Origin of the sequence: Massilia sp. CT11-108 (genome assembly GCF_047302915.1) — a bacterium.
GTDB classification, from domain to species: Bacteria; Pseudomonadota; Gammaproteobacteria; order Burkholderiales; family Burkholderiaceae_D; genus Telluria; species Telluria orientalis.
Genome location: NZ_JBKYMO010000030.1, coordinates 1 through 24277, shown reverse-complemented (window position 1 = coordinate 24277; position 24277 = coordinate 1). Strand labels below are relative to the sequence as shown.

The following is a 24277-nucleotide window of genomic DNA, read 5'->3' as shown; positions in this document are numbered from 1 at the left end:
CGCCGGCGGCACGGGCCTGGGCCTGGCCATCAGCCAGCAACTGGTGCGCCTGATGGGCGGCACCATCGGCGTCGCCAGCGAACCGGACAAGGGCAGCACGTTCTGGTTCGAACTCGCCGCGCCGGTCGCCACCGGCAGCCCGGCCAGTGCGCGGTCGCAGCGCACGATCATCGGCTATGAAGGCGAGCGCAAGCGCTTGCTGATCGTCGACGACGTCCCGCAGAACCGCGCGATGCTCGTCGACCTGCTGCAGGCCGTGGGCTTCGTCGTGGCCGCGGCCGAGAACGGCCTCGAATGCCTCGCCCTGCTCGACAGCTTCAAACCCGACCTGATCGTGATGGACGTCATGATGCCTGTCATCGACGGCAACGAGACGACGCGGCGGATCCGCCAGATGCCGGCGTGGAGCCGGGTGCCCGTCATCGCCGTGACGGCCGGCGCGAGCCCCGAGGACGAAGCGCGGTGCCGGGAAGCGGGCGCCGACGCCTTCGTGCCCAAGCCGGTCGAGCACGACGTCCTGCTGCGCGCCATCGGCACACAGCTGGGCCTGGCGTGGATCACCGGCCCGGCTGCGCCGGACGCGCCGCCGGAGGAGGAAGAGGCCGCGCTCGTCGTCCCGCCCACCGAAGAGATCGAGGTGCTGTGGCAGCTGGTGCGGATCGGGAACATGCGCAAGATCCGCGAACAGGCCGGCTACCTGCGGACGCTCGACCCGTCCTATGCGCCGTTTGCCGACCACCTCGATGCGCTCGCGCGGGGCTATCACTCGAAGGACCTGGCCGCGTTCGTGGCCCGCTACCGGACCGAGGACGTCGTGCGGCCGGCGGTTTGACGACAAACAAATACAATGTGTCGGAAAAATTTACATCAGTGCAATTATTCCGAAACAAAAATCCGGCAAAAATGAAACAAGCGTTTGATTAATTAAAGAAATAACTCTTGGTTACAGTTAATGGCATACCCCTTGCTTGACTGCGGATGAGCCTGCTGGTGCCCGGCGGGATCTTCAACAATCGACAGGGAGTCCGCTTTGAGAACGCTTTCCGCCATTGCTGTAGCCATCGGCGTGCTGACCACGTCGCTGGCGTACGGCGCCACGACCTCCACCCAGTTCCACCTCGACCGCGACGCGCGCATCGTCGACCTGGGCCTCGCGCCCCAGTCGGAAGTGCGCCAGATCACGCTGTCGCTGGCGGTGAAAAACGCCGCCGCGATGGACGCGCACGCGGCGTCCATCGTCGACCCGTCCAGCCCGAACTACCGCAAATTCCTGACGCCGGCGCAGGTCGGCAGCCTGTACGGCCAGGACGCCACGTCCATCGCCCAGGTGGTGAACTTCCTGCAGTCCCAGGGCCTGACGGTCACGAAAGTCTATGCGAACAACCTGCTGATTTCCGCGAAGGGCACGAATGCGCAACTGGCCGCCGTGTTCGGCAGTCCGATCCATGCCTACCAGTCGCTGGGCCGCAAGTACGAAGCGCCGGCGGGCGCGACCGCGGTGCCCGCCAATTTGTCCGGCATCGTCAAGGCCGTGCACGGCCTGAACGGCCGTCCGCTCTTCCACAGCAATATCGTGCGCCAGCCGGCCTCGGGCGTGGCGACCGGCGAGTCGAAGCTCGTGCCGAGCCGCATCCCGACCGCGAACGCCGCGGCCGCATCCTTGCCGGGCGAGTACACGGTACGGGACCTGGCCGCCAAATACAACGTGACGCCGCTGTATTCGGCCGGCGTGACGGGCGCCGGCAAGACCATCGGCATCGCCACCCTGGCCGGCTATCGCCAGTCCGATGCGTACGGCTACTGGAATGCGCTGGGGCTGAACGTGGCGCCGAACCGCATCACCGACGTGCTGGTCGACGGCGGCCCGCTGCCGGATGACGGTCCGGGCAGCGACGGCGCCGGCGAGTCCACGCTCGACATCGAGCAATCGGGCGGCGTGGCACCGGGCGCGAACATCCGCGTCTACCTGGCGCCGAACCAGGGTAATGGTTTCCTGGACATGTTCGCCACGGCCGTCGACGAGAACATCGTCGACACGCTGTCCGTGAGCTGGGGCGCCGCCGAAGTCTTCAACGGCCCCGAGGACCTGGCCGTCTTCCACGCCGTGTTCGTCCAGGCCGCGCTGCAGGGCATTCCCGTGATCGCCGCCTCGGGCGACGCCGGCGCCTTCGACATCAACAGCGTGCTGCCGTATCCCGCCTGCACGACCCTGCTGACGACCGATCACCCGGCGTCCGACACGGCCGTCCTCGCGGCGGGCGGCACGACCCTGCCGCACACGCAGGTGCACAAGTACGGCAACATCACGATCCCGACCGAGCGCGCGTGGGCGTGGGACTACCTGCGCAACTACATCACGCAGTACTACGGCCAGACCACGTATTACACGGATTACTTTCCGGTGGGCGGCGGTGGCGGCGTGAGCGTGGACTTCGGCCGGCCGTCGTACCAGAACAACCTGGCCGGCGTCGCGTCGACCTCGGCGGCGCAAAGCCTGTACTGCAAGGCGTCCGTGCTGGGCGATCCGGGCACGGGCTACGAATGGCTGATCGACCTGCCGCCCGCCGTCCCGGGCCGCAACCTGCCGGACGTGTCGCTCAACGCCGACCCGTACAGCGGCTACCTCGTGTACTTCGAAGGGAAGTGGGGTTCGGGCAGCGGCGGCACGAGCTTCGTCGCGCCGCAACTGAACGGCATCTTCACCCTGATCGCGGCCGGCAAGAACGACCGCCTGGGCCTGCTGCATCCGCAACTGTACGGCGCCTTCAAGACCTATGGCTACGGCGCGAAATCGCCGTTCCGCGCGATCACGGCCGGCACGAATCTCTACTACAAGAGCACGAACACGTTCAATCCGGCGACGGGCCTCGGCTCGCTCGACGTGACGAACCTCGCGCGCGCATTCGGCGTGAATCTGTGAACCCTTCAGGAATAACCAAATGAAATCGATCAAGCACATGCTGTTCGGCCTCGTCCTCGCGACCTGCGCCGTCTTCAACGCCTCCGCCACGCCGACGTACAGCGACATGTTCTTCGTCGTGCCCGAGTTCGGCCCGACCACGACCCAGACCTGGGAGTTCGGCATCTCGGCACCCGGCGCCCTGGCCGGCGAGACGTTCGAGTTCGACTTCCTGTTCAACACGCCGCCCGAACCCGCATGGTTCTCGTTCGTCGTGTTCCCGGACCTTGCCGGCTCGATCGCCTTCACCGACCTCGGCTTCTTCGCTGGCGACCTCTTCACGCCGATCGACGCGCTGAGCCTGAGCCTGGCGAGCGAGCTGGCGCAAGGTGCGGGCTGGATCACGAGCGGCACGTATGACCTGCGCCTGGCCGGCACGTTCCTCGTCGACGGCGCCGGCTTCACGGGGCGTGCGGAGTCCGACATTCCGGAACCCGTGAGCCTGGCGCTGGTGGGGCTCGGCCTGGCCGGGATGGTGGGGGTGCGGCGGCGCAAGGCGGTCGAGGAAGCGGCTTGATGTGAAGGCCCTCACTCGACACCGCTGCCCGACCCTTCGACGAGCACCGGCGCCCGATAACCCGGCGGCTTGTCGCCGACCCGGGACCCGCCGTACATCATCCCTTGCATCGCGTTCGTGAAGAAATAGTAGGGGAAGGGCGTCACGGGCTTGCTGGCCTCGTCAAGCCGCCTGGCCAGATCGAAGGGGAGTTCGAAGTCGAGCGCCCCGAGGTTCGTGTCGAGCTGCTCCGGCCGCGACGCGCCCACGATCACGCTGGCCACCCCCGGACGGTTCGCCACCCAGTTCAGGGCGACTTGCGCCGGCGGCCGGCCGATTTCATTGGCCACTTGCTCCAGCGTGTCGAGGATCTGGAAGTTGCGTTCCGTGAGGTGCTGGAAGGCCGGGTTCCCATTGCCTTGCATGGCGGCGAGGCGTCCATCGGCGAGCGCATCGCGGCGGTAGCGTCCGGCCAGCAGGCCGCTCGCCAGCGGGCTCCATACGGTGATGCCCATGCCGAGCTCGGTGGCCAGGCGCGTGTATTCGTGTTCGATGTTGCGCTCGACGAGCGAATACTGCAGTTGCAGTGCCGAGACCGGTTCATGGCCGCGCCATTCCGCCAGCGTCTGGGCGCGCGCCGCATACCAGGCGGGCACGTCCGACAGGCCGATGTGGCGAATCTTGCCGGCACGGACGAGATCGTCGAGCGTGCGCATCACTTCTTCCACCGGCGTCAGCTGGTCCCAGGCGTGTACGTAAAACACGTCGAGGTAATCCGTCTGCAGGCGCTTGAGCGAGCCTTCGACCGCGCGCAGCAGGTTCTTGCGGCCGTTGCCGCCGCCATTCGGATTCGCGGCCGCCAGGTTGAACGTGTATTTGCTCGCCAGCACGAGTTCGTCACGCGAACCGCTGGCCTTGATGAATTCGCCCAGCCACGTTTCGCTCGTGCCGTTCGTGTACACGTCGGCCGTGTCGATGAAATTGCCGCCGCGGTCGCGATAGAGATTGAAGACCGTCTCGGCCGCCGACTTGTCGGCGCCCCAGCCCCATTCCGTTCCAAACGTCATCGCGCCCAGCGACAAACGGCTGACGCGCAGGCCCGTACGGCCAAGAGTGTAGTAGACCGGCTGATTCATTTCGTTCTCCTCGTTGGTGGATGAACAGAAGAATAGCGGGCTCGATAAGGGAGAAAAACTGGGATAATCTTCAGTCCTTATTAAGTGCTGCTTCATAATGAAACTAACGCAACTGGATGGCCTGGTGGCGTTCGCCACCGTGGCAAAGCAGGGCAATTTCACGGCCGCGGCCGCGCTGCTGGAAGTGACCCCGTCGGCCGTCAGCCAGACGGTGCGGCAACTCGAGGAACGGCTGGGCGTGCGGTTATTGAACCGGACGACGCGCAGCGTGAGCCTGACGGAAGCGGGCGAGCAATTTCTCGCGCGCGTGGGCCCGGCCGTCGCCGAGCTCACGCAGGCTGCCGCCGAGCTGGACGACTACCGCCGCGGCGCCAGCGGCACCTTGCGACTGAACATGTCGCACATCGTCTACGTCGCCTGGCTGCGCCCGCTGCTGCCGGGCTTCCTCGCGCGTCACCCCGGTATCAAGGTCGAGCTCGACCTGGACGACGGCTTCGTCGACATCGTGGCCGGCGGATTCGACGCGGGCGTGCGCCTGGGCGAGTCGGTCCAGGTCGACATGGTGACCGTGCCGCTGACGCGGCAGGAGAAGATCTGCATGGTCGCCTCGCCGGACTATGTGGCACGGCGCGGCCTGCCGGCCTCCATCGAGGAATTGCAGCAGCACGACTGCATCCGGTTCCGCTTCCGCAAGAGCAATGCGATCTACCGGTGGGAGGTGATGCGCGACGAGCAAATGATCGAGGTGGAAGTGAACGGGCCGTTGATCGTGACGAGCAGCATCTCGATGGCCAGCTCGGCACTCGACGGCATCGGCATCGCCTACGTGTTCGTCCGGCAAGTGGAAGCCGACATCGCGGCGGGCCGGCTCGTACCCGTGCTGCCGGCGTGCTGGCCGACGTTCACGGGGTTTCATTTGTATTACCCGACACGAAAACAAATGCCCGCGAAGTTGCGAGCATTTATCGACTACTGCGCGGACCAATTGCTCTAGTTTATTTGCCCAGCTCATTCCATGGAGCGGCGGCCCGACGGCTTGCGTGGTGTCAAAAGCCTAATTCGGTCCGCATAGGAGTATCTCATTTCGTATCATTCCGGGTCATGTAACATTTAGTTGTTACTGCGTAATGCAACGCCTGTTTCAGTGCCGTTTGGTAATTCAAGCGAACACGTCCATGTTAAATAGCGTCAGAGTGTTTTTCCAGGGCGAATTCAACCGCAATGTTGCCACCCTGGTGACGGGAACGGGGCTCGCGCAGCTTATTCCACTTGCGGTCACACCGATCCTGGCGCACCTTTATCCGCCGGAGCAATTCGGCGTGCTCGCACTCTTTGTCTCGGTCGTATCAAGCTTGTCCGCGCTGGCCACGGGCCGTTATGAATTCGCGATCATGCTGCCGCGTAAGGATGTCGACGCCACCAATATTGCGGCATTGTCGATCACGATCAGCCTGATTGTCGGCGCCAGCCTGTTTGTAGTCGCCTGCCTATTGCACAAGCCGATATCGACAGCCTTGGAAAACGAATCGATGTCGGTGTGGCTGTATATCGTTCCCTTGGCAGTTTTTCTGAATGGTATTTACTCGACTCTAAAATACTGGAGCAATCGCCACAAACTGTATTTTTTGATTGCGCATCGGCAAGTGCTTCATAGCGGCGGGACGTCGGCCGTGCAGCTCGGCCTCGGGCTGCTCCACGCCGGCGCCGGCGGACTGGTGATCGGAAGCGTGTCCGGCCAGGCCCTGGCGGCGGGCATGATGGCGAGCATGGTGCGGCGCCATTCTCCACGGTTCTGGCGCGGCATTAACAAACGCAAGATGCTGGCGCTGGCGAAGCGTTACCGAAGCTGTCCGCAATACCTTGTCCCGGCCCATACGCTGGGTGCGGTATCGGTCCAGCTGCCCACGATATTCATCAATGCCGCGTTCGGTCTGGCGGCGTCCGGATATTTCATGCTGGCCGAGCGGGCGGTCGGGATGCCGCTGTCACTGGTATCGGGCTCGATCGGGGATGTTTTCAGGCAGGAAATCAGCGAGGCTTTTCTGGCAGGGCAACGTTGCAGAGAAATATTCATTTCGACACTCAAAAAACTTTTGACGGTTGCGACACCTCCTTTTGTACTCCTGTTGTTTTTTGCCCCTTCTTTGTTTGCGCTGGTATTCGGTGAAAAGTGGCGTGTTGCGGGCGAATATGCCCGGCTAATGTGCCCGATGTTTTACCTGCGTTTCATCAGTAACCCTTTGAGCCTGGTTGCGATAATCGCGCAGAAGAATCGATTCGAATTTGTGTGGCAGGTAGGTATGTTGCTATGCCTGATGGTCGTGGCGGCAACACATTATGTCATTCACCTGGACGCGAAAATATACATCGTTGGCTTCGTGATTATCTACAGCGTATTTGATCTCGCGAACCTTTTTGCTTCATATAAATTTGCCTGCGATGGCGACTGGCGGGAGTCCGGCAGCCGAATGCCCTGATCGGCTCCGCAGTTTCAATCGTTGTTTGATGACGGAGGCAAGGCAATGGATGCAGTCATTCAAGAGTTGAACGGGACAGAAGGCGAGAATACGCAACACCGGTCCGCTGCGCTGCTGAACAAAGCCGAGTATCGAAACCTGTGCGCAGCCGAGCCGTCGATCCCGATTTTTTCGCATGCCTGGTGGCTCGACGCGGTGGCGGGGCCGGACGGCTGGGACGTCGCGCTCGCGAAGGTGAATGGGCGGATCGTCGGTGCCATGCCGTTCTGCATGACCCGGCGCTATGGCATGAAGGTGATCCAGCAACCGCCTTTGACACCGGTACTCGGGCCGTGGATACGGGGCGACCAGGGCAGCCCCATTACCCGACTGAGCAACCAGCAAAAAATCATGCAGTCGCTGATCGAGCAGTTGCCCTGGTTCGACCATTTCAGCCAGGCCTGGAACAAGGATTTGTCGAACTGGCTGCCGTTTTACTGGAACGGCTTCAGCCAGTCGACTGAATACACCTACGTCGTTCCCGGGCTGGACGACCTCGATGGCGTCTGGAGCAGGTTCGACCCCACCCGCCGCAAACATTGCAGGACAGCCGTCGAGCGGCACAATTTGCGGGTGCGCGACGACCTGCCGCTCGACGCGTTCCTGGCCCTGCACCGGATGACGATCGAAAGCCGCGGCGTCGCGCAGGCGTTCACCGACGATTGCCTGCGCCGCCTGGACGCCGCGTGCGTCGAACACAAGCGCCGCAAGCTCCACATCGTTGTCGACGAGGCTGGCCGGCATTGCTCCGCGACCTATACGGTCTGGGACGACAATTGTGCGTACGCGTTGTTAAAGGGTTCCGACCCCGACATGCACCACACCCAGGCGCCCAGTGTCTGCCAATGGGAAGCCATCAAGTTCAGCGCCACGGTTGCCCCGAAATACGATTTTCTCGGGAATATGAACCCGTCGATCGAACCCTATGTCCGCAGCTTCGGGACGGAGCAGACGCCGGTATTCACCATCACCAAAACCCCCTCGCGCCTGCTGCGCCTGCGCCGCGGCCTGATCGCGGCGCTCGCCGGCGGACGCCAGGAACGCCTCATTCACCGAAAGCCAGCCCGATGACGACCATCCCGCCCAAGGCGCCTGCACAGGCCACGAGCGACATTGCCTCGCCGAAGGACACGTACCGCCGGTTCTGCGCCCAGGAATCTTCGCTGCCCCTGTTTTCGCGCGACTGGTGGCTGGACGCGGCAGTGGGTCGGAACGGCTGGGATGTCGCGCTCGTCAAGAAAGGCAGCGAAGTACTCGCGGCGATGCCGTATGCGATCCGCAGCCGCTACGGCATGAACATCGTCACGCAGCCCGCGCTGACGCCCATGCTCGGCCCCTGGCTGCGGCCGACCGGGGGCAGGCAGGCGGCGCAGCTGAGCAACGACAAGGAAGTCATGCAGGCGCTGATCGATCAGCTGCCCCGTTTCGATCACTTCGCGCAGACCTGGCATCCCGGCGTCCGGAACTGGCAGCCTTTCTTCTGGAACGGCTTCCGGCAAACCACGTACTACACCTTCGTTTTGCCCGAGTTGACGGACATGGACAAATTGTGGGCCGGGTTCGAAGGCAAGACCCGCCGCGCCATCACCAAGGCCCAGAAGCAACACCAACTGCAGGTCCGCAGCGATGTCCCGCTCGACCTGCTTCTCGACCTGAACCGCAAGACGTTTGCGCGCCAGGGCCTGCTTCCACCGTATCCCGACGACTTCGTCCGGCGCATCGACGCCGCCTGCCGGGAGCGCGGTTGCAGCAGGGTGTTCTGCGCGATCGATCCCGACGGCGCCCCGCATGCGGCCTGCTACATCGTCTGGGACGAGCACAGCGCCTACGGCCTGATCTCGGGCACCGACCCCGCCTACCGCGAAAGCCAGGCCAACAGTCTTTGCGTATGGGAGTCGCTCCTCCACGCCGCCGGCGTGACGCGCGCATACAACTTCTCCGGCTCGATGATCGAGCCTTTCGAAGGCTACCTGCGCGGCTTCGGCGGCAACCATGTCCCGTATTTTCACATCAGCAAAACCCCGTCGCGGCTGCTGACCCTGCGCCAAGGCCTGTTGTCACTCACGGGGAAACACTGATGCTGCGTATCTCACTGCCGGAAAGCCAGCGTCCTGAGCGCAGCTGGATCTGCGACGTCCTGCTCGGAGAATTCCTGGGGCTCGATGTCGAACTCGCGTTCGACCACGGGGACACGGTACGCATCAGCGCGGCCGGCAGGACGCTAAGTCTGCCGGACGTCTTCTTTGCCGGGGCGGCGAGCCCGGAGGCAACGCCGCAGCGCTGGATCGTCGCCCGCAGCGGTCTCGATGCGCGCCTGTGCGAGGCCAGCGTTCCGGTGCTGTTCGGCGCTCCCGGGTTCACGATCGACGCCGGCGGCAATGCCGCGCTGGCGCTCGATGTCTTCGGATCGGCATTCTTCATGCTCGCGCGCTACGAGGAATCGGTGAGTCCCGCGCGCGACGGGCATGCGCGTTTCCCCGCCAGCCAGTCGCTCGCCGTGCGCCAGGGCTTCCTCGACCGCCCGATCGTGGACGAGTACGTCGAGATCCTGTGGGCGGCCATCCACCGGCTGTGGCCTACGCTCGTCAGGAAGCGACGCGTCGCGCGCAAGCTGATCAGCTGCGACGTCGACCTGCCGTTCGATCCGGCGTGCGCATCGATCGGGCGTCTCGGCAAGCGGCTGGTTGGGCGCGCGGTACGGGAGCGGTCGCTGAGTGCGTTATGCGCAACCGCCGGCAACTACTGGGCCGTCAGGCGCGGGAACCAGGCACGGGACCCTTACTGGCAGGCGTTGTCGTGGATGATGGATGTGAACGAGAAGGCCGGCAACCAGGTCACGTTCAACTTCATTCCCGAGCGGACCGACGGCGCCATGGACCATGCGCCGGGCATCGACGATGGGCGCATGCGCGCGCTGCTGCGCGCCGTGCACGCGCGCGGCCACCTGGTCGGCATTCACCCCGGCTATCGCACCTACCGGCATCCGGACACGTTTGCGCGCTCGGCCGCGGCCCTGCGGCGCGCCATCGACGAGGAAGGCATCCGCCAGGACGAACTGGGCGGGCGCCAGCACTACCTGCGCTGGGACGTGCGGACCACGCCGCAGTTGTGGGCAGCGAACGGGCTGACTTACGACAGCACCCTGTCTTACCCGACGGTCGCCGGGTTTCGCACGGGAACCTGTCGCGAATACACGATGTACGACCTGGTCGGGCGCCGGCCGCTCACTGTGAAGCAACGGCCGCTGGTCGTCATGGAAAACGCGGTGATCGACGACCCCAACATGGGACTGGGCCATGGCGACCACGCACTGGCCGCGATGCGGCGCTACAAACAGAGGTGCGCCCGTGTCGATGGCGACTTCACGCTGCTCTGGCATAACTCGTCGTTCGCTGGCGAAGACGACCGGGCGATGTATTGCGACCTCATCCAATAGGCGAGCCGAGCATGTCCGCCACCTGTGCTCCTTCGGCCAGCATCGCCAGCACGCCCGGCAAGGCGGGGCCGGCGCGGCTCGCGTTCCTGCTGCTGTTCCCTGGCTTTTTTTTCTACCAGACGCTGATCGGCATGGGGGTGATGGGGGCCTTCGTGGGCGGGTATTTTTCGGTCGTCTCCATCGGGCTGTTTCCGCCGCTCGCCTATATGTATTACCTGGCAATCAGGGCGTCCGGCTACCGTATCGCGCCGACGGATCTGCAGTTCGGCTTTTTCCTGTTCTATTTTTTGGTGGTCGTGGCGATCAACGCGGCCTTTGGCGCCAATCCCACGATCGTGAAGACGCACCTGTTGTCGATTCTCTATTTCATCAACATCTACCTGATCTTCAAACACAGCGACTTTTCAGAGCGCAAGACGATCGCGACGACGCTGGCCGCGCTCCTGCTGATGTCGGCGACCGTATTCTTCTTGTCGCGGGACGGCAGTTTCCAGCCCGGGCAGTTCGGCGATCCGGCGAGTCCGGACAGTGTGGCGACCTACCAGGAGCTCGCCCGCTCCTACGTCCTCACCTTCGTGACGGTCATCTGTTTCACTCGCGTGCTGGCGGCCCGGCTGGTCCTGTATGCCATCGCTGCCGCGGCCCTGTTCCTGAACGGTGCGCGCAGCGAGCTGGTGGCGGCGCTGACCCTGTTTCCGATCATCGAACTGTATCGCGCGAAGCACTGGCTACCCTTTCTGTACCTGGTGCTGCTCGTGTCCGGCCTGGCCAGCATCGATCCCAGGTTCCTGGCGACGCATTTTCCTGAAAGCCGGGTGTGGGAATTATTCAACCTCTCCCAGTCGTCGTCAGCGAGCGCCAGGCACGAGCTCACCGAACACGCGCTGCGCACGATCGCGGATAACCCGGTACTGGGCGCATACGCCAGTTATCCGCCTGGCGGGTATTCGCACAACATCCTGTCGGCCTGGGTCGATCTCGGCTTGTTCGGCTTTGTCTACATGCTGTTCATGCTGGGACGCACCGCGGTCGGGCTGTGTTCCCGCGGTTGGCTGGCACGGCCCAGGTCAGGCCAGTTCCTGCTGGCATGGTCACTGATCTGCATCTCGTTGCTCCTGCTGGTGACCGCCAAGACGTTCGACGACATGTTCACCGGCGCCGCGATGGGTGCTTACGCGAACTATCGAAACACCAGGCGGCCGCCGGGAAGCCGCCGATAACGTAGAAGGGGAGAGACCTTGATCAACATTCACCTGTATCCGTCGCCGTTCCTGAACGAGAGCCGGATCCTGCGCGAGGCCTGTACGCTGTCCCGGTTGGCGCTGTTCGACCGCATCGACCTGGTCGGCGTGGGACGGGAGGGCCTGCCGGCGCTCGAGGATCTACAGGACAATATCCGGATCGTGCGCGTCGGACAGCGCAGCGGCGACCGCCTGCTTGGCAAGCTGAGGCGCACCGGTGACTGGACCCGCGCGGTCTACCTGCGCTATCGCGACGATAAACTCGGGTGCATCAACTGCCACAGTATCGCCACGCTGCCGCTCGGCGTCCTGCTGAAGCGCGCCACCGGCGCCAGGCTGGTGTATGACGCCCACGAACTGGAGACGGAGACCAATGGCCTTGGCGGTCTGCGCAAGTGCCTTACCCGGTGGGCCGAACGCGCCCTGATCCGGCACGCCGATCATTGCATCTTCGTCGGGCAAGCGATCGAACAATGGTATGTGCGCAAGTACGCTTTGCGCAACGTTACGGTGCTTTACAACTGCCCGCCGCGCCGCAGCGTGAACCCGGCCGATTATTTCCGCAAGGCGTATTCGATCGACGCCGGCACGCCGATCTTTCTCTACCAGGGCTTCATCGGCGAGGGCCGCGGGATCCGCAACCTGGTCGAAGCGTTTGCCGGCCTGGCCGGACGCGCGGCGCTGGTCGTGATGGGGTACGGCCCGCTGGCGGACTGGATTGCCGGAGAGGCGGCGCGCCATGGGGACATCCATTACCACCCGGCGGTTGCGCCGGAGCGCCTGCTCGATTACACCGCGGCGGCCGATTTCGGGCTGTCGGTCATCGAGGCCACGTCGCTCAGCTACGAGTACTGCATGCCGAACAAGCTGTTCGAGTACGTGATGGCGCGCAAGCCGGTGCTGGTCTCGCCGACCCGCGAGCAGAGCGAGTTCGTGCGCAGGCACGGGATCGGCGAAGTGACGAGCGACGCCTCGGCGGCGGCGATCCGCGACGGCGTGCTGCGCCTGCTCACGCGCGACCAGCGCGACCTGCAGGATGCGCTGGTGCGAACCGCGGACGAATATTGCTGGGAAGGGCAAGAGGCGAAGCTCGAGATCGTCTATCTGCATGCGCTGGGCATGCGTTCGCGCAGGTACGGCCAGGGCCACCAGGGCGAGGTGCGGCATGATCTCTGTCATTGACTACGGCGTCTGCAATCTCGGGTCGATGCTCAACATGCTGCGCAAGGTTGGCGCCGAGGCGGAGCTGGTGTCGACCGCCGCGGCGCTCGAGCGGGCCGGGAAGCTCGTCCTGCCCGGCGTGGGAGCCTTCGACAATGGCATCGGCGCCCTGCGGGAGCGCGGGCTGGCCGATGCACTGCGCAAGCGGGTACTCCAGGACAAAGTCCCCCTGCTGGGCGTGTGCCTCGGCATGCAAATGCTGGGCCGGCGCAGCGAAGAGGGCGGCATGGAGGGCCTGGACCTGATCGATGCCGAAGCGCGCCGCTTCCGGTTTGCGCCGGACAGCAGGAACAAGGTCCCGCACATGGGCTGGAACCTGTTGGCGCCGCGCCGCGACGGCCCGCTGCTGTGCGAGCTGGCGACCCGCTCACGATTTTACTTCTGCCACTCGTACCACCTGGTCTGCGCCGATCCCGGCGACGTGCTGGCCACCGCCGACTACGGCGGCGAGTTCGTCGCGGTGCTCCAGCACGACAATGTGTACGGAGTGCAATTTCATCCTGAGAAGAGCCATCGCTTCGGCATGGCGCTGCTGCACAACTTCGCGGAGCTGTGATGTTGCACCCACGTGTGATTCCCTGCCTGCTGATGCGTAACGGCGGCCTCGTCAAGACGGTCAAATTCAAGAACGCCCGCTACGTCGGCGACCCGATCAATGCCGTGCGGATCTTCAACGAGAAGGAAGTCGACGAGGTGGTGTTCCTCGACATCGGCAGCGCCGGCGCGCGCACCGCGCCCGACTTCGATTTGCTGGCCGACATAGCCAGCGAGGCCTTCATGCCGTTTTCGTACGGCGGCGGCATTACCAGCATCGGGCAGGTGAAACGGCTGTACGCGCTCGGCGTCGAGAAAGTCGTGCTCAACACCGCGGCGGCCGACCAGCCGCGCCTGGTGTCGGAAGCTGCCGCGCTGGCAGGCAGCTCCGGGGTCGTGGTGTCGATGGACGTACGCCGCAGCTGGCTGGGCGCTTATACGGTCTGCGTGGCCGGCGGCACGCGCAACCTGAAGCGCGAACCGGCCGCATATGCGCGCGCCATGGAACAGCTCGGCGCCGGCGAAATCCTCCTCAACGCGATCGACCGCGACGGCATGCGGGAAGGCTACGATCTCGAGCTGGTACGGCAGGTGAGCGAGGCGGTGTCGATCCCGGTGGTGGTCGCCGGCGGCGCGGGAGAGGTGCGGCACTTCCGCGAAGCCACCGAAGCCGGTGCGTCCGCACTGGCGGCCGGCAGCATGTTCGTTTTTCACGGCAAGCACAACGCCGTGTTGATTACGTATCCCGAGTACGAAGAACTGGACAAGGTATTCAAATGACGTCGATTACGGAACACTACAACTATTCGGCCGTGCCGGACCAGGCCTACCGGGTTTGCACCCGCTGCATCATGAACACGGCGGCGGACCGCAGTATCAGCTTCGATGAAATGGGCCTGTGCAGTCACTGTCAGCGCTACGACCGGCTGGTGAGCGCGCGCCGGCTGCAGGGCGAGCAGGGGCGCGAAGCGTTGCAGGCGCTGGTCGAGCGCATCAAGGCAGCCGGCCGCGGACGCGAGTACGACTGTATCGTTGGCGTCAGCGGCGGCGTGGACAGTACCTACGTGGCCTGGCTGGTCAAGCAGCACGGGCTGCGCCCGCTGGCGGTACACTTCGACAATGGCTGGAATTCCGAACTGGCGACCAGGAACATCGAGCTGGTGCTGCGCAATCTCGGCATCGACCTGCATACCCATGTCGTCGACTGGGAAGAGTTCCGCGACCTGCAGCTCGCCTTCCTCAAGGCGTCGACGCCGGATGGGGAGATCCCGACCGACCATGCGATCGGCGCCTTGCTGTGGAAACAGGCGGCATCGCGGGGCATCAAGTACATCATATCGGGGATGAATTTCGCCACCGAATCGATCAGCGTGCCGGAATGGTCGTACGGGCATTCCGACTGGCGCTTCATCAAGGACATCCATCGCCGCTTCGGCAGCGTAAAGCTGAAGACCTACCCGCGCTTCAGTCTGTTCTACCTGTTTTACGCCAACATCCTGCGCGGCACGCGCATCGTGTCCATCCTCAACTACGTCGATTACGACAAGGACGAGGCCATGGCTTTGCTGAGCAGCCAGCTTGGCTGGAAGGGCTACGGGGGCAAGCACCACGAATCGATCTACACGCGCTTCTACCAGGGCTATATCCTGCCGCGCAAATTCGGCGTCGACAAACGGTATGGCCACCTGTCGGACCTGATCAATGCCGGACAGATCAGCCGGGCGCAGGCGCTCGCGGAAATGCAGCGGCCGCCCTACCCGGAAGAGCTGCAGCAGCAAGACCTGGCCTATGTGGCGAAGAAGCTGCGCCTATCGACAGAGCAGTTTGCGGAAATCATGGGTGCGCCGGTCAAGTCATTCAGGGACTATCGCAACCTGTACGGCGTGGTGCAGTTCCTGCGTAATGCGGTCAACGCGCTGCGCAAGCGCCACCTTTACCCGCGTTAGGCAGGGACGGCGCTTGCCACGATGCTTGCAATCGGCGCCCCGACTAGGCGTCGTTGTCGTCGGTTGAGGTTTCCAGCCGAACTTCGCCGAGGCCGATGACTTGGCCTGTCGGACCCTGTTCACCGTCGACCCGTACAAACGAGACGGAGAGCAGGCCGATCCTGGACGCCGCTCCGGCAAATACGGCGCGTCTGATCCGGTAACGCAACCGGACAGGATTCCCGTGGTGCGCGGCGCCGCTGATTTCGAAGGCGCCGAGGGTACCGATGGCAATGGACTGCGATTTGCTGGAAGCGTCCGGCGAGAGGTTCAGGATGACCCGATAGTAGTAGCCGCCCAGTTTTCCAGCGTCGGTGATCACGACGTTATCGAGAACAACCTGGACGGAACGATAGCGTTGCGGGCTGGCGCGCAGGGAGGTGGCGGCCCCGGTCCCGATTTGCGCCAAGGCCCGCATGTGTTCCGAGTCTACCGGCAACTGCACACTGATCGACCTGTCATCAAGGCTGACATCGAGCGCGCCGCCGATCGCGAACGTCTGATCGCTCGTCTGCCGTGACGGCGATATCCTGAATGAACCGAGCGGCGGCTGCGTTCCCACCGTTTCGTTCGGCGTCGCCTGCACGAGATCGGGGGACGAGAGCGCGGATCGGGCCGACGGTAGCCTGGTCGGGAAGCTCTCGTTCTGGTAGCGGTATCCCAAAGTCGTCCGGGTGCCGTAGGTGGACGACCGCGGCATCGTCAACGAACTCGTGTAGATATGCGACCCGGACCAGTAAGCGCTGCCGAGGGCCGGCATCTTCCGTCCGTTGCCGGCACTCACCCAGGCCACCCAGAGGCGGTCGACATTGGCATGGTGCAGCCAGAAAATCGGGTCCGTCGGCGACAGCATATCGGACATCACGCCGCCAATGATGTTGTGGACCAGGTTGTGAGGTGCCGATTCGAAACTGGGCTCGAATGCGTTGGCGCTATTCGTCGGAAAGTTAATGAGGCTTGAAGAAAACGGCGCCATGCTCAGGGCTTGCCGTACATTATTGTTGACACGGGAAACGTAGAGTGGATTGCCCCCGTTCGGATTCGTGAATTCGGCTGGCAATGTTGGGTTCGTATAGTAATCCCAATACGGGAGAACAAGTTGAGAGTCGCCCGAAACTGCGCGTATCTGGCGCTCGAAATAATAGATGTAGCCACGGTGCCATGCGAAGAAGTACGGAATGGAATGCGGGCAGCGGTTCAGGTGAATGTTCGTCCAGAAAGACCAGCTCTTGGGATCGGTGGCCGTCGTGTTGCTTTTCATAAGCTTCACCGCTCGCAGGAATGCATCATAATGCGGCGTCGTCTTGAACGCCTGCCATTCCGGGCGAATCATTAATGTCGTCTGGCCAAATGCTTTTGGGAGCATTGCCGATGCGCCGAGCAACATCACGGATCGCTGCATAAAATTTCTTCTGCCCATCAGATCATGCCTCATCATGAGCTCCTTGAAATACCTACATATCTCGAATTGCCTCGCCCTTTGCAAAATTATTGGCAATATATTTCCGCCAATTGCATATCATTTCTACTGAAATGCAATCTTTACGTTATTCTCACTATTTGCGGATTTTTTGATTGGCTTCATGTGTTCCAGAAGCGTGATATGACTTGATGAATTGCGTGCCTGTGCACTTCGAATTCCGATTACACTGACGTTTTTTCGCAATTCACGAAAGCCATATGAAAACACCCTACGAGCCTGGGCTTCGTAGGGTGTGACAATAGAGCGGTCCCGACAGGTTTATTTGGCGTTCGTCTCGTAGGCGCCCATGTCGATGTAATAGCCACGGGCCTTGCCGTCGAAGTCGGTATGGGGCGCGTAAGAGGTCTGGCCCCTGTTGATGGCCGGCGAGGTGGTCTTCAGGCGATAGTTGCCGCCACCGTTGGAGAGGTAGCTGACGAACTGCGGATCGGTGCCGATGATGCCGGTCCTGGTGGCGCTGCTCGGGCTGGCCAGGTCGAAGTTCGTGCGGTTCGCATACACCAGGTTGTTGGCGACGCTGTTGCCGACGTCTTCGGACGCGATCGGACCCTGGATGCCGCCGCCGTTCGCATAGATGATGTTGTTGTGGATCTGGATGCCGCGGGTCGGGCAGCCGTTGTTGTACGCTTCCTTGCAGCCGCCGAAATACACGCCATAGCCGAGGTTGGCGAACAGGGTGTTATTCATGACCAGGATGTTGTGGTCGTCATGGCCCATGTTGATGCCCTGGCTCGTCCCGTTGACCACGTTGTTGATGATCTTGCCCGACGACGAGTGGTAGATGCCCTGGATCCAGCCGCAGCCACCGCCGACATTGTTCACCCTGTTGCCGATGATGTCATAGTTGCTGTAGGCCTTACCGCGGCCCTGGTCGGCGACGATGCCGCCGCCCCCGCGGTTGTCGCAGCCGGAGGCCATCGCAACGTCGTGGATCCAGCTGTTCTTGACCGACGAATTGCCGCCATTCAGATAGATGCCGACACGCGCGGTGGTGCTGCCGGCGCCATTGAACTGGAAGCCGTCGATATCCGTATAGCCGCCCCGGGCGGTCCACATCGTATAGGCGCTGCCGGCCGGACGCAGGATCGCGCCGTACTTCGTGTCCGAAACGAAGCGGATGCGCGCGGACGAAGTGCCGTTCACGGTCGAGGTGATGGTCTCCGTGTAGGTGCCGGGCGCCACGTGGACCGTATAGCCGGGTCGTGCCAGGTTGGCGGCGCGCTGGATGGTGCGCAGCGGGGCGCTGCTCGACGTGCCGGTGTTCGTGTCCCTGCCTGCGGTCGACACATAGAGGTCGGCGGCCGAGGCGACGGTACAAGTCATCATTGCGACTGCAAAACCAGTCAGCAGGGGGGCGGTCAAAGCGTTGTTTGCGAACGAAAAAGTTTTCAAGGGAAAGCCACTCATCAATAAACGAAGGAGTAACTTTGACGAGGGGAAACTGCCAAAGTTCAACGTTTCGCGAAATAAATTTCCCTGAGTAATAGTTTTTCTACAGAAGTTTCTCGTGCGATATATGTGTGGTCTGATCAAAAACTTGGATGGCCCTGACGCCGTGTTCGACAACAGCGGCGTCCTTTTGAACCGGCGAGCATGGCGCTGATTGACAATCGATAAAGGCCGTGCTGGCGAAGGTCGGGAAAATAGGTGAGGTTCCCAGCTTCGGATCATTTTTCGGAATGTACATGGCTCACCACACTGAATCGACTCGCATTCAATTGCAAGGCAGAATCGCCACTTGGCTGAGACGGCCGCTCGCCCATAAGCTGCGTTCGCTTTCGAACAAGGCAGCGGGTGGAGTAAACTGGATGGAGGACCAGCTGTTCGAAAAATGGCATGGCCTCGACTGCAGCGGTTTTATCGATGGGCACGAACTCGAAACCAGTTATTCGTCGGCGCGCGCGCACTCACGGGCCTACCAGGCCGTTACCTGCGTGGCGATTCGGGCATTGCTCAATGAGGCAATGAAGACCGGCATCGTATTCGACCAGTTCATCGATCTCGGCTCGGGCAAGGGAAAGGCGTGCTTTTATGCTGCCGCCAACTACCGGTTTCGACGGCTCGTCGGCGTCGAGTTTTCGGAGCCGCTGGTGCAGGCAGCGGACCGTAACGTCAAGAAATTTGGTGCCGACAATATCTGCTTCGTCAACGCTGACGCAGCCAGTTTCTCACTTCCGGCCGGAAATAATCTGGTCTACCTGTTCAACCCATTTGGCGAGGCGATTCTGCTCGAATTCCTGAAAAACAATATGGACAAGTTCAGGCGGAGCCAGTCGATCATCGCCTACGCCAACGACAAGCACCGGTTGTGCCTCGCAAAAGCCGGTTTTGTCACGCTCTTCAGGAACCAGGATTCCCAGAGCTCGCTGCACCAATACCTGTAAAGCAAAAGCGGCCTCGACGTTGTCGGCCCCCGGCGCGCCGAACGCCTGCTGCTTGAGAACGTGCAACTGGTCGCGTACCTGCGCCGCCTTTTCGTACCCGAGGTTCTTCGCGTGGCCGACCATGAGTTTTTCGAGGCGCCTGGTCTCTTTCGATGCAGCACGGCCACGAGCGACACCTCCGGCAAGTCGAGACCCTCGCGCAGCAGGTTGATCCCGATGACGACGTCGAACGTGCCGAGGCGCAGGTCGCGCAGGATTTCCACCCGCTCCACCGTGTCGATGTCGCTGTGCAGGTAGCGCACCTTGAGCAGCAAACGGTTGAGTGGCCCCGCTTTGCTATAAATATGCATTTAATTTGCATATTTAAAACGATCGGGCTACACTTCACCTGTATAGATATTTCCTAGCGGCATTAATCCGGTTCTGGTTTCAGGAGTTCCATGATGAATATCGACAAGTTCAAGCACCAGCATGTAGCTATCCTCGATGGCATCGCGCGTTTGCGCGAGGCCGTGCAGGCCGGCATCGCGGGCAACGCCGACGACATTGCCACGGGCATCGTCAAGATCAGCGGCGTGATCAAACTGCATCTCGCTATCGAGGACACGGTGCTGTATCCCGCCGTCGCCGAGAGCGCCGACCGCAAGCTCGCACGGCTGGGCGAGTCCTACCAGCGCGAGATGAACGGCATCGCCGGCGAGTATTTCGCGTTCGCGTCGCGCTGGAACCTGCCGGCACGGTTGAAGGCCGATCCCGAAGGTTTCCGCGCCGACGCGAACCGCGTTCTGCGCGTCCTGTTCGATCGCATGCGGCGCGAGGACACCGAGTTCTATCCGGCGATCGACGCGGCCGCAGGGGCCATCTGAGCCACAGTGATTGCGGCGGTCCCAGGCATGAAAAAACGGCTCCGCAGAGCCGTTTCGCTGGATACCGGGCGCAAGCCCTTACTTGCCGAGGATAGACACGACGTTGTCCGCCCCCGGCGCCCCGAATGCCTGCTGCTTGAGCACGTGCAACTGGTCGCGTACCTGCGCCGCCTTTTCGAACTCGAGGTTCTTCGCGTGGTCGACCATGAGTTTTTCGAGGCGCTTGATCTCTTTCGAAATCTGCTTCTCGCTCATGCCCTCGACCTTGGCCGCTTCTTCCGACAAGCCGTTGTCGTTCAGCATCGCCTTCTGCGCGGCCGCGCTGTAGACGCCGTCGATCATTTCCTTGATCTTCTTCTGCACGCCCTTCGGGGTGATGCCGTTCGCTTCGTTGAACGCGATCTGCTTGGCACGGCGGCGTTCCGTCTCGTCGATCGCGCGCTTCATCGAATCCGTGATCTGGTCCGCGTACAGGATCGCCACGCCGTTCAGGTTACGCGCCGCGCGGCCGATGGTCTGGATCAGCGAGCGTTCCGAACGCAGGAAACCTTCCTTGTCGGCGTCCAGCACGGCCACGAGCGACACCTCCGGCAAGTCGAGACCCTCGCGCAGCAGGTTGATGCCGACGACGACGTCGAACGTGCCCAGGCGCAGGTCGCGCAGGATTTCCACCCGCTCCACCGTGTCGATGTCGCTGTGCAGGTAGCGCACCTTGATGCCGTGGTCGGACAGGTATTCCGTCAGCTGCTCGGCCATGCGCTTGGTCAGCGTGGTGACGAGCACGCGCTCGTCCTTCTTGATGCGGTCCGTGATCTCGCCCATCAGGTCGTCCACCTGCGAACGCGCGGGTTTCACGATGACCTGCGGGTCGACGAGGCCCGTCGGGCGCACGACCTGCTCGACGACGTTGTCGGCTTTTTGCTTTTCGTAGTCGGCCGGCGTCGCGGAGACGAAGATACACTGGCGCATCTTGTTCTCGAATTCCGAGAATTTCAAAGGCCGGTTGTCGAGCGCGGAGGGCAGGCGGAATCCGTAGTCGACGAGGTTCACCTTGCGCGACCGGTCGCCGTTGTACATGGCGTTCAGCTGGCCGATCATCACGTGCGACTCGTCCATGAACATGAGCGCGTCTTTCGGCAGATAGTCGATCAGCGTCGGCGGCGGTTCGCCCGGCATCGAGCCGGACAGGTGGCGCGAGTAGTTCTCGATGCCTTTGGTAAAACCGACTTCGGCCAGCATCTCGAGGTCGAAGCGCGTGCGCTGTTCGAGGCGTTGTTCTTCCAGCAGCTTGCCCTGCTGGCGGAATTCCTCGAGGCGGTCGCGCAGCTCGGCCTTGATGGAATCGACGGCCTTCAGCACGGTGGCGCGGCCGGTGACGTAGTGCGAGCCCGGGTACACCGTGAAGCGCGGGATCTTCTGGCGCACTTTACCCGTCAGCGGATCGAACAGTTGCAGCGATTCGATTTCGTCGTCGAACATCTCGACGCGGATCGCGAGCTCGGCGTGTTCGGCCGGGAAGATGTCGATGGTGTCGCCGCGCACGCGGAACGTGCCGCGCGCGAAGTCCATTTCGTTGCGCGTGTACTGCATCTGGATCAGGCGCGCGATGACGTCGCGCTGCGCGACCTTGTCGCCCGTGCGCAACGTGAGAATCATCTTGTGATACTCGTTCGGATTACCGATACCGTAGATGGCCGAGACGGTCGCCACGATGACGACGTCGCGCCGCTCCATCAGCGACTTCGTGCACGACAAACGCATCTGTTCGATGTGCTCGTTGATCGACGAGTCCTTTTCGATGAACAGGTCGCGCTGCGGCACGTACGCTTCCGGCTGGTAATAGTCGTAATACGAGACAAAATACTCGACGGCATTCTGCGGGAAGAACTCGCGGAACTCCGCGTACAGCTGGGCCGCGAGGGTCTTGTTCGGGGCGAACACGATCGCCGGACGGCCGGCTCTAGCGATCACGTTGGCCATCGTATAAGTCTTGCCGGAACCGGTCACGCCGAGCAGCGTCTGGTACATCAGGCCGTCCTCGATGCCTTCCACCAGGCCATCGATCGCCGTGGGCTGGTCGCCCGCGGGCGGGAAGGGCTGGTGCAGCTTGAACGGGGAATCCGGGAACGTGATGACGGTAGGTGCTGGTGAATTTGCAACCGATAAATCTGCCATTGGATCAGACCTTTGCTAGAATGAGAATCCGCCTGCGACCGAGCAACTCTCGAGGTCGCTGTCTATACAACCGCTGCGAAACCCAGCCGACAAACCAAGTTTATCACGATGAATTCCCCAGCTACTGCCAGCATCTTCAGCGCCATCGCCATGGCTCCCCGCGATCCGATCCTCGGCATCACCGAGGCCTTCAATGCAGACACCAACCCCGCCAAGATCAATCTGGGCGTGGGCGTCTACTACGATGACAACGGGAAAGTGCCGCTGCTGGAATGCGTGCAGAAAGCGGAAGCGAAGTTGATGGAACAACCGACGCCGCGTACCTACCTGCCGATCGAAGGCCTGGGTGCGTACGACAAGGCTGTGCAAGAACTCGTATTTGGTGCCGACAGCGCCGTAATTCAAGAGAAACGTGCAGTCACGGTGCAAGCCCTGGGCGGCACCGGCGCACTGAAGATCGGCGCCGACTTCCTGAAGCGCTTCTCGCCGGATTCGCAAGTCTACATCAGCGACCCGAGCTGGGAAAACCACCGCGCCCTGTTCGAAAGCGCCGGCTTCACCGTCAACAACTACGCCTACTACGACGCAGCCACGCACGGCGTCAACTTCGAAGGCATGCTGGCTGCGCTGAAAGCGATGCCGGAAGGCGCCATCGTCGTCCTGCACGCCTGCTGCCACAACCCGACCGGCGCCGAGCTGAACGCCGACCAGTGGGGCCAGGTGATCGAGGTCGTGCGTGCCAACAACCTGATCCCGTTCCTCGACATGGCCTACCAGGGCTTCGGCGACGGCATCGCGGAAGACGGCGCTGTCGTCCGCCGCTTCACCGCTACCCCCGGCCCGCTGCTCGTGTCGAACTCGTTCTCGAAGTCGTTCTCGCTGTACGGCGAGCGCGTGGGCGCGCTGTCCGTCGTCGCATCGACCGCGGAAGAGGCTGCCCGCCTGCTGTCGCAGCTGAAGCGCATCGTCCGCACCAACTACTCGAACCCGCCGACGCACGGCGGCAAGGTCGTCGCGACCGTCCTGTCCACGCCGGAACTGCGCCAGCTTTGGGAAGACGAGCTGGCCGGCATGCGCGTCCGCATCAAGCAGATGCGCGACGAGCTGGTCAAGAAGCTGGCCGAAAAGGCACCGGGCTCGGACTTCCAGTTCGTGCGCAAGCAGGTCGGCATGTTCTCGTACTCGGGCCTGACGAAGGAGCAGGTCGAGAAGCTGCGCGCCGAATCGATCTATGCCGTGGACACCGGCCGCATCTGCGTGGCCGCGCTGAACTCGAAGAACATCGATCGCGTCGTTGACGCCATCGCAAAAGTTCTCTAAAATCGCGGCCTTCCGTTAAGCAATTATTGTTAGCGGATCAGGGGCATTGAAGAGCCGTCGCGAGCGGCAGCAGTTCCGGTCGAGAAGCGCAGCCGTACTTACGGTACGGCGAGCATCGCAGACCGGAAATGCAACGCGCAGCAGGCTATTCAAGCCCCCACTACTCCCTGATAGCTCAGTCGGTAGAGCGACGGACTGTTAATCCGCAGGTCCCTGGTTCGAGTCCAGGTCGGGGAGCCAGATTTTCGCACGGTTGGCCTGCCAACTTTGCAAGCCGTTGGTGAGCGGCTATAATACGAACACCTATTCCCTGATAGCTCAGTCGGTAGAGCGACGGACTGTTAATCCGCAGGTCCCTGGTTCGAGTCCAGGTCGGGGAGCCAGAATTTCGCACGGTTGGCCTGCCAACTTTGCAAGCCGTTGGTGAGCGGCTATAATACGAACACCTATTCCCTGATAGCTCAGTCGGTAGAGCGACGGACTGTTAATCCGCAGGTCCCTGGTTCGAGTCCAGGTCGGGGAGCC

The 24277-nt window shown here is 62.5% G+C and carries 20 protein-coding genes, 3 tRNA genes and 1 pseudogene; 19 read left to right on the top strand and 5 right to left on the bottom strand.

The genetic code is table 11. From position 1 onward, the window contains the following. The 3 genes from ACEN88_RS05255 to ACEN88_RS05245 all read left to right on the top strand — a co-directional run. Nucleotides 1-832, top strand: an 832-nt coding sequence (locus ACEN88_RS05255) for a response regulator (RefSeq protein WP_413337729.1), incomplete at its 5' end; no start/stop codon positions are given. A 198-nt stretch (nt 833-1030) separates the two neighbouring features. Continuing rightward, complete coding sequence (locus ACEN88_RS05250) at nt 1031-2920, top strand: protease pro-enzyme activation domain-containing protein (RefSeq protein WP_413337728.1); 1890 nt, start codon at nt 1031-1033, stop codon at nt 2918-2920. Between the two features lie 19 nt (nt 2921-2939). Continuing rightward, nucleotides 2940-3476, top strand: a complete 537-nt coding sequence (locus ACEN88_RS05245; protein WP_413337727.1) for a PEP-CTERM sorting domain-containing protein — start codon at nt 2940-2942, stop codon at nt 3474-3476. An 11-nt stretch (nt 3477-3487) separates the two neighbouring features. Here the strand turns inward: ACEN88_RS05245 and ACEN88_RS05240 are convergent, their stop codons facing one another. Continuing rightward, nucleotides 3488-4591: an aldo/keto reductase gene (locus ACEN88_RS05240; RefSeq protein ID WP_413337726.1), complete on the bottom strand. Its 1104-nt coding sequence runs from the start codon at nt 4589-4591 to the stop codon at nt 3488-3490. Between the two features lie 97 nt (nt 4592-4688). On the opposite strand from ACEN88_RS05240, the gene ACEN88_RS05235 reads away from it, so the two are divergent. The 10 genes from ACEN88_RS05235 (at nt 4689) to ACEN88_RS05190 (ending at nt 15485) form a co-directional block, all read left to right on the top strand. Then, nucleotides 4689-5585 carry a LysR family transcriptional regulator gene (locus tag ACEN88_RS05235; RefSeq protein ID WP_413337725.1) on the top strand — a complete coding sequence of 299 codons (897 nt, stop codon included), beginning with the start codon at nt 4689-4691 and terminating at the stop codon, nt 5583-5585. A 181-nt stretch (nt 5586-5766) separates the two neighbouring features. Then, nucleotides 5767-7068: a lipopolysaccharide biosynthesis protein gene (locus ACEN88_RS05230; protein ID WP_413337724.1), complete on the top strand. Its 1302-nt coding sequence runs from the start codon at nt 5767-5769 to the stop codon at nt 7066-7068. A 45-nt stretch (nt 7069-7113) separates the two neighbouring features. Next, entirely contained in the window at nt 7114-8178 is a 1065-nt protein-coding gene (locus ACEN88_RS05225) for a GNAT family N-acetyltransferase (RefSeq protein WP_413337723.1), read from the top strand. Next, nucleotides 8175-9185: a GNAT family N-acetyltransferase gene (locus tag ACEN88_RS05220; RefSeq protein ID WP_413337722.1), complete on the top strand. Its 1011-nt coding sequence runs from the start codon at nt 8175-8177 to the stop codon at nt 9183-9185. Before ACEN88_RS05225 ends, ACEN88_RS05220 begins: the two co-directional genes overlap by 4 nt. Further along, complete coding sequence (locus ACEN88_RS05215; protein WP_413337721.1) at nt 9185-10543, top strand: polysaccharide deacetylase family protein; 1359 nt, start codon at nt 9185-9187, stop codon at nt 10541-10543. The genes ACEN88_RS05220 and ACEN88_RS05215 overlap by 1 nt, the downstream gene beginning before the upstream one ends. Nucleotides 10544-10554: 11 nt before the next feature. Then, on the top strand, nt 10555-11763 hold the full coding sequence (locus ACEN88_RS05210; RefSeq protein ID WP_413337720.1) for an O-antigen ligase family protein: 1209 nt from the start codon (nt 10555-10557) through the stop codon (nt 11761-11763). A gap of 18 nt (nt 11764-11781) precedes the next feature. After that, nucleotides 11782-12966, top strand: a complete 1185-nt coding sequence (locus tag ACEN88_RS05205; RefSeq protein ID WP_413337719.1) for a glycosyltransferase — start codon at nt 11782-11784, stop codon at nt 12964-12966. Next, nucleotides 12950-13561 carry an imidazole glycerol phosphate synthase subunit HisH gene (gene hisH, locus ACEN88_RS05200; protein ID WP_413337718.1) on the top strand — a complete coding sequence of 204 codons (612 nt, stop codon included), beginning with the start codon at nt 12950-12952 and terminating at the stop codon, nt 13559-13561. Before ACEN88_RS05205 ends, hisH begins: the two co-directional genes overlap by 17 nt. Continuing rightward, complete coding sequence (locus ACEN88_RS05195; protein WP_413337717.1) at nt 13561-14319, top strand: AglZ/HisF2 family acetamidino modification protein; 759 nt, start codon at nt 13561-13563, stop codon at nt 14317-14319. The genes hisH and ACEN88_RS05195 overlap by 1 nt, the downstream gene beginning before the upstream one ends. Then, nucleotides 14316-15485 carry an N-acetyl sugar amidotransferase gene (locus tag ACEN88_RS05190; protein WP_413337716.1) on the top strand — a complete coding sequence of 390 codons (1170 nt, stop codon included), beginning with the start codon at nt 14316-14318 and terminating at the stop codon, nt 15483-15485. Before ACEN88_RS05195 ends, ACEN88_RS05190 begins: the two co-directional genes overlap by 4 nt. 43 nt (nt 15486-15528) lie before the next feature. Here the strand turns inward: ACEN88_RS05190 and ACEN88_RS05185 are convergent, their stop codons facing one another. Both ACEN88_RS05185 and ACEN88_RS05180 read right to left on the bottom strand, forming a co-directional pair. Beyond that, entirely contained in the window at nt 15529-16959 is a 1431-nt protein-coding gene (locus tag ACEN88_RS05185) for a tyrosinase family protein (protein ID WP_413337715.1), read from the bottom strand. Between the two features lie 306 nt (nt 16960-17265). Further along, nucleotides 17266-18333, bottom strand: coding sequence for a choice-of-anchor Q domain-containing protein (locus ACEN88_RS05180; RefSeq protein ID WP_413337714.1), 1068 nt, complete (start codon nt 18331-18333; stop codon nt 17266-17268). 296 nt (nt 18334-18629) lie between these two features. Here ACEN88_RS05180 and ACEN88_RS05175 point away from each other — a divergent pair, with 296 nt between their 5' ends. After that, a complete protein-coding gene (locus ACEN88_RS05175; RefSeq protein WP_413337713.1) occupies nt 18630-19391 on the top strand; it encodes a methyltransferase domain-containing protein in 762 nt (253 codons plus the stop codon). A 15-nt stretch (nt 19392-19406) separates the two neighbouring features. Here ACEN88_RS05175 and ACEN88_RS05170 read toward each other — a convergent pair. After that, nucleotides 19407-19699, bottom strand: a pseudogene (locus tag ACEN88_RS05170) (helicase-related protein); the annotation flags it as partial. A gap of 135 nt (nt 19700-19834) precedes the next feature. Here ACEN88_RS05170 and ACEN88_RS05165 point away from each other — a divergent pair. Continuing rightward, nucleotides 19835-20257 carry a hemerythrin domain-containing protein gene (locus tag ACEN88_RS05165; protein WP_413337712.1) on the top strand — a complete coding sequence of 141 codons (423 nt, stop codon included), beginning with the start codon at nt 19835-19837 and terminating at the stop codon, nt 20255-20257. Between the two features lie 78 nt (nt 20258-20335). On the opposite strand, the gene uvrB is transcribed toward ACEN88_RS05165, so the two are convergent. Then, entirely contained in the window at nt 20336-22432 is a 2097-nt protein-coding gene (uvrB, locus tag ACEN88_RS05160; RefSeq protein WP_413337711.1) for an excinuclease ABC subunit UvrB, read from the bottom strand. 108 nt (nt 22433-22540) lie between these two features. Here uvrB and ACEN88_RS05155 point away from each other — a divergent pair, with 108 nt between their 5' ends. From ACEN88_RS05155 to ACEN88_RS05140, 4 genes are all read left to right on the top strand, one after another. Beyond that, nucleotides 22541-23752 carry an aromatic amino acid transaminase gene (locus ACEN88_RS05155; protein WP_413337710.1) on the top strand — a complete coding sequence of 404 codons (1212 nt, stop codon included), beginning with the start codon at nt 22541-22543 and terminating at the stop codon, nt 23750-23752. A gap of 164 nt (nt 23753-23916) precedes the next feature. Continuing rightward, nucleotides 23917-23992 (top strand) — tRNA-Asn (locus tag ACEN88_RS05150). A gap of 67 nt (nt 23993-24059) precedes the next feature. Further along, nucleotides 24060-24135, top strand: a tRNA-Asn gene (locus ACEN88_RS05145). Nucleotides 24136-24202: 67 nt separating this feature from the next. Beyond that, a tRNA-Asn gene (locus ACEN88_RS05140) sits at nt 24203-24275 on the top strand. Nucleotides 24276-24277 lie beyond the last annotated feature (2 nt).